The sequence below is a fragment of the Micromonospora sp. NPDC049799 genome (assembly GCF_040656655.1).
GTDB lineage: Bacteria > Actinomycetota > Actinomycetes > Mycobacteriales > Micromonosporaceae > Micromonospora.
The window spans coordinates 1-3,942 of the sequence record NZ_JBFAMU010000463.1 but is presented as its reverse complement, the minus strand read 5'-3'; the positions used below and the strand labels follow the sequence as shown (position 1 = coordinate 3,942).

Annotated in this window: 4 protein-coding genes and 1 pseudogene; 4 read left to right on the top strand and 1 reads right to left on the bottom strand. The window is 74.3% G+C overall.

What is annotated here, in order from left to right; genetic code table 11:
- From AB0I76_RS24485 to AB0I76_RS24470, 4 genes and pseudogenes are all read left to right on the top strand, one after another.
- Positions 1-214: pseudogene (locus AB0I76_RS24485) on the top strand (SAM-dependent methyltransferase); the annotation flags it as partial.
- The gene (locus AB0I76_RS24480; RefSeq protein WP_357039766.1) at positions 211-1,371 is read left to right on the top strand and encodes a nucleotide pyrophosphatase/phosphodiesterase family protein; all 1,161 of its coding nucleotides are present in this window, start codon (positions 211-213) and stop codon (positions 1,369-1,371) included. The pseudogene AB0I76_RS24485 and the gene AB0I76_RS24480, both read left to right, overlap by 4 nt.
- 62 nt (positions 1,372-1,433) lie before the next feature.
- Positions 1,434-2,693, top strand: coding sequence for a DNA polymerase IV (locus AB0I76_RS24475; RefSeq protein ID WP_357039763.1), 1,260 nt, complete (start codon positions 1,434-1,436; stop codon positions 2,691-2,693).
- 116 nt (positions 2,694-2,809) lie between these two features.
- Positions 2,810-3,205, top strand: a complete 396-nt coding sequence (locus AB0I76_RS24470; RefSeq protein ID WP_357039759.1) for a DUF3040 domain-containing protein — start codon at positions 2,810-2,812, stop codon at positions 3,203-3,205.
- A 470-nt stretch (positions 3,206-3,675) separates the two neighbouring features.
- Here AB0I76_RS24470 and AB0I76_RS24465 read toward each other — a convergent pair whose 3' ends face one another.
- Entirely contained in the window at positions 3,676-3,819 is a 144-nt protein-coding gene (locus tag AB0I76_RS24465) for a hypothetical protein (RefSeq protein WP_357039769.1), read from the bottom strand.
- Between the last annotated feature and the right edge of the window lie 123 nt (positions 3,820-3,942).

Here is a 3,942-nt window from a genome sequence, read left to right as displayed (position 1 = left end):
GTACGACGCCGAGAGCGCCGCCGCGCTGCTGGCCTCCGGTGGGCTCGCGGTCGAGGAGATCCACGGCGTACGTGTCCTCGCCGACCTGCTGCCCGCCGCCGTCGCCGACGGCCAGCCGACCGCGCTGATCGAGTTGGAGCGGGCACTCGCCGCGCGGGCTCCCTGGCGGGACCTCGCCGCCCAGCTGCACCTGTTCGCCCGCCGGCCGGCATGAGCGGTCCCCCCGGGTCGCTGGAGATCGTCGCGCCCCGCTACGGCGAGGCGAGTCTCGCCGACGTCCTGCCGGCCGCGCTCGCGGTGCTCGGGGTGCCCGGAGCCGCCGACACGCTCGGCCTGAGCACCACCCTCGACGGGGTACGCCGCGTCGCGGTCCTGCTGGTCGACGGCCTCGGCTGGCACCAGATCCCGACCGCCGCCCCGTACGCCCCGACCCTGGCCGGGTTGGCCGCGACCGCCGGCCGTCCGCTCACCTCCGCCTTCCCCTCCACCACGCCGACCAGCCTGGTGACGCTTGGCACGGGCACGGCGCCCGGCGCGCACGGGGTGCTCGGGTTCACCCTGCGGATCCCCGGGACCGACCGGGTCCTCAACCACGTGGAGTGGGCGGCCGACCCCGAGCCGACGCGCTGGCAGCCGGTCCCCACCCAGTTGCAGCGGGCGCAGGCGGCGGGGGTCGCGGTGACCGTGGTGAGCCGGCCCGAGTTCGGCGGCAGCGGGCTGACCGTGGCCGCCAACCGGGGCGGTGACTACCGGGGCGCGACCGGCGTCGACGCGCTGGCCGGGCAGATGCTCACGGCGCTCGCCGCCGGCTCCGGACCCACCCTGGTCTCCGGCTACCACCCCGACCTGGACCGGCACGGCCACCTCACCGGAGTCGACTCGGTGCCCTGGCGGACCGCCGCCGCGGACGTGGACCGGCTGCTCGCCCGACTGGTCGACGGGCTGCCGCCGGACGCGGCGTTGCTCGTCACCGCCGACCACGGCCAGCTCGACATCCCGGCCGGACACCGCGTCGACCTGGACACCGATGCCCGGCTGCGCGCCGGGGTGGCGGTGGTCGCCGGTGAGCCCCGGGTCCGCTACCTGCACGTCGAGCCGGGCGCCCGCGACGACGTCGTCGCCACCTGGTCGACGGTGCTCGGTGACACGGCCCGGGTGCGGACCCGGGAGGAGATGGTCGCCGACGGCTGGTTCGGCCCGGTGCCCGAGGAGCACCTCGCCCGCATCGGCGACGTGGTCGTGGTCAGCAACGGCACCCACGCCGTCCTCGCCAGCCGGTCCGAACCGCCGATGGCGTCGCGTCTGGTGGCGTACCACGGTGCCGACACCGCGGCGGAGATGACCATCCCCCTGCTGGTCGTCCGGGGCTGACCGGCCGGCGCCCGCCGCGCTCCGCCCGCGGTGTCGTCGGACCCGGGGGCTAGCCTGCGGTCATGGGTCGCAGTCAGTCGTTGCCGAGGGGCGGCGATCCGCGTTTCGGGCCGGACGCCGACGACACCGACTGCACCGTGCTGCACGTCGACATGGACGCCTTCTTCGCCTCCGTCGAGGTGCGTTCCCGGCCGGAGCTGCACGGCCGGGCCGTCGTGGTCGGCGGCATCGGGCCGCGCGGCGTGGTCAGCTCCGCCAGCTACGAGGCCCGACGGTACGGCGTCCGCAGCGCCATGCCGACCATGCGCGCCCGGGCGCTCTGCCCGCACGCGGTCTTCCTGCCGCCGGACTTCGCGGCCTACTCGGCCGCGTCCCGGGCGGTCATGCAGATCTTCCGCGACGTCACCCCGCTGGTCGAGCCGCTCTCCATGGACGAGGCGTTCCTCGACGTGGCCGGTGCGCGACGGCTGTTCGGGCCACCGGCCACCATCGCCCGGCGGATCCGGGAACGGGTCGCGGGGGAGGAGGGGCTGACCTGCTCGGTCGGTGTGGCACCGAGCAAGTTCGTCGCCAAGCTCGGCTCCACCCGGGCCAAGCCCGACGGCCTGCTGGTGATCCCGGCAGATCAGGTGCTCGACTTCCTGCACCCGCTACCGGTGTCGGCGCTGTGGGGGGTGGGGGAGCGGTCCGCCGAGACGCTGCGCCGCCTCGGCCTGACCACCATCGGTGACCTGGCCGAGGCGCCCTACGGCATGCTGCGCAAGGCCCTCGGCGAGGCGTCCGCCCGGCACCTGCACGAGCTGGCCTGGGGGCGTGACCCGCGCCGGGTGAGCCCCGAGCAGGTGGAGAAGTCGATCGGCGCCGAGGTGACCTTCGACAACGACGTCGCCGACCCGGTCGAGATCCGCCGCGCTCTGCTCGCCCTCTCCGAGAAGGTCGGGGTCCGGCTGCGCCGGGCGGGCCAGGTGGGGCGGACGGTGTCGTTGAAGGTCCGGATGGCCGACTTCCGCACCGTCAACCGGTCCCGCACCCTCGGCGTGCCGACGGATGTGGCACGGGAACTGTTCGACACGGCCTGGGCCCTCTACACCGCACTCGACCCGGGTGAGCGGATCCGGCTGGTCGGCGTACGCGCCGAGGGGCTCGCGCCGGTCCAGGACACCCCTCGACAGCTCACCCTCGGCGCGCCCGAGCGCGGATGGCGCGAAGCGGAAGCTGCCGCGGACGCCGCTGCTGCCCGTTTCGGGCGGTCCGTCATAGGTCCGGCCAGTCTGCTCGCTGCCCGCGACCGCCAACAAAAGGAAAATCCACCCCGGCCATAGGTCGTCCCGCTTTCCGACGCGCGAGGGCCCTCGTAGACTTGCGGGTAAGCAGCCGGATGGCTGCCACGGTCTGTCGGCCCGCCCGGGCCCGACCAACATGACCGGGGAGGAGTGCCGTGCCGCTCTCGGAGCACGAGCAGCGGCTGTTCGAGCAGATCGAGCGGTCGCTTGCCGAGGACCCCAAATTCGCCTCGGCCGTGCGCGCCAGTGACCCGCGTTTCCAGACGCGACGTCGCCTGCTCGTGGCCGCCGTCGTGGTCGTCGTTGGCCTCGCCCTGTTGGTGTACGGCGCGGTGATCGCCACTCCGCCACTGGCAGTGGCGGGGTTCGTCGTCATGCTGGTCGCGCTGGGCTACGGGGTGCAGTCGCACCGTCGGGCGCAGTCGCCCGACCTGCACGTGGTGGGTGGCACGACGAGCCGTCGCCGTCCCCGCGGTCGAACCGGTCGCCGCCCTTCGATCCTGGATCGCATGGAGGACCGGTGGCGGCAGCGCCCGGAGGGGCACCGCTGACCACGGTCCGCCGCTGAGGCGGTAACCCCGCCGCGACGCCGGCCCGTCGCCGGGCTGACCGGCGACGTTCGGCGTTTCCGTGCGCCCCGGCGCCCGATTCCCGTCCTGCTGATCCCGCCGGCCCCGCCGCCCCGCCCGCCGGCCCCTTGGCCCCCGCCTGCGGCCTGGGGCCGCCTCGTTCTCGAGAGATCTTGGAAGATCCGGGCCCCTCAGGGGGCCACTTTCTTCCAAGATCTTGCTGATGCTGATGCGGTGGGCCTGGCGAGGTACAGGCCGTGGCGGCGTGATGTCTCCCTGACATGAATATGTCTGAGTGACATCAGTCGAACGGCATCGAGCTGTCCGGCGCCCGACCCGGCCAGAAGACAGAGCTGCCGGGCCGGAAGACATCCCGGCCCGGCAGCGGATGAGCGCCGTGGTCAGTGAGCGCCGTGGTCAGTGAGCGTCCTGGTGGGTGGGCGGGTTGGTCGTCAGCGGGCCAGACGGCCGGCGAGCAGGCGGCGCGGGCTCCACCTGACCATGCGGTAGCGGGCCCGGCCGTACCCGGTCACGAGACGGGACGACGTGTCGGCCGTGGCGGTCCGCCAGCGCAGCAGCACCGACGGAGGCAGCACGGTGGCCAGGATCCGGGTGCGGCGGTCGCGTCGCCGACCGGCTCGCCACCGGGATGTACCAGGTCGTCTTCGACCAGGACGTGACGGCGGCCGGATACGTCGGCACGCTCGGCCTGCCCGGCA